The following is a 1,387-nucleotide window of genomic DNA, read 5'->3' on the forward strand; positions in this document are numbered from 1 at the left end:
GGTCGGCGGGCCTGTCGGCGCGGTCGTCGGCGGCGTCGCCGGCGCGGCCATCGGCACCGCGGTCGCTCCCCCGCGCGAGGTTCGTGAGTACGTCGTCCGTGATTCGCGTCCCTCCGTCCGCTACCGCGGCGAGGTCGAGGTCGGCAGCACTCTTCCTGCGGACGTCGAGGTCTATCAGGTGCCGGACAGCGACTACAGCTACACGGTGGTCAATGACCGTCGCTACATCGTCAGTTCGAAGCGCAAGGTCGTCGAAGTCGTCGAGTGATGAGTCCTTCGACGTGATTCAGAGCCCCGCCTCAGGCGGGGCTCTTTTCTTTTGGGGCCTTGCGCCACGTCACCTCCGGTTAACGGCGCGGCGTTAGCCTCCGGGCATGCCGGAAGAGCGCGAACCTCTCCTGTTTCCCGCAGCCGAAGACGTGCGGGAGGCTTATGCCGACTGGCTGCTGGGCCTCTCGGCCGAGCGCCGGCTGTCGCGCCACACGGTCGACGCCTACGCCCGCGACGTACGGATCTTCCTCCAGTTCCTGCAGGGCCATCTCGGCGGACCCGCGACGCTCGCTGATCTGGCGGCCCTCGCCCCGCGCGATGTCCGCGCCTTCCTGTCGGCGCGCCGGGCCGAAGGTCTCTCCAGCCGATCGCTGATGCGGGGGCTCGCGGCGGCGCGGTCCTTCGCGCGGCGCCTGACGCGGACCGATCGGGCCCAGATCTCCGCGCTCGCCGCTGTCCGCTCGCCCAAGATCCCCCGCAGCCTGCCCAAGCCGATCGCCGCGCCTGCAGCCAGAGGGCTCCTCGACGTGGCGACGCGCGCCGGCGAGGAGCGCGACGACTGGGTGCTGGCCCGCGACGCCGCGGTGCTGTCGCTGCTCTATGGCTGCGGCCTGCGCATCTCGGAGGCGCTTTCGCTGACCCGCGGCGAGGCGCCGGTTCCCGGCGTCGACCGCATCGAGGTTCTGGGCAAGGGCGGCAAGCGCCGCCAGCTCCCGGTGATCGCCGCCGTGCAGGCCGCGGTCGCGGACTATCTCGCGCGCTGCCCATGGCCGCTTCCGCCGCAGGGGCCGCTGTTCGTGGGCGCCAAAGGCGGCCCGTTGAGCCCGCGCATCGTGCAGGCGGCGGTCGCCCGCATGCGCGGCGCGCTCGGCCTTCCCGACAGCGCCACCCCGCACGCGCTGCGCCACTCCTTCGCGACGCACCTGCTCTCGCGCGGCGGCGACCTGAGGACCATCCAGGAGCTTCTCGGGCACGCGAGCCTCTCGACCACCCAGCTCTACACCGAGGTCGACGGCGCCCGGCTGATGGCGATCCACGCCGCCTATCACCCCCGCGCGCGGGCCGGCTGAGCGAACCGGCGGACGCGCGGGGGTGATAGGCGGCGTGGATAGATCGG

2 protein-coding genes are annotated in these 1,387 nt (G+C 72.4%); both read left to right on the plus strand.

The features are described 5' to 3' along the window. Window positions 1–268, plus strand: a 268-nt coding sequence (locus tag ACIKT0_RS18265; protein ID WP_407106746.1) for a DUF1236 domain-containing protein, incomplete at its 5' end; no start/stop codon positions are given. A 106-nt stretch (window positions 269–374) separates the two neighbouring features. Then, window positions 375–1,340, plus strand: a complete 966-nt coding sequence (locus tag ACIKT0_RS18270; RefSeq protein ID WP_407106747.1) for a tyrosine recombinase XerC — start codon at window positions 375–377, stop codon at window positions 1,338–1,340. Window positions 1,341–1,387 lie beyond the last annotated feature (47 nt).

The sequence above is a fragment of the Hansschlegelia beijingensis genome (genome assembly GCF_045505405.1).
In the GTDB taxonomy this organism is placed as follows: Bacteria; Pseudomonadota; Alphaproteobacteria; order Rhizobiales; family Methylopilaceae; genus Methylopila; species Methylopila beijingensis_A.

Bases quoted from the DNA above. Each gene is read 5' to 3' on its own strand.
- ACIKT0_RS18270 (WP_407106747.1), top strand. From the start codon at position 375: ATGCCGGAAGAGCGCGAACCTCTCCTGTTTCCCGCAGCCGAAGACGTG.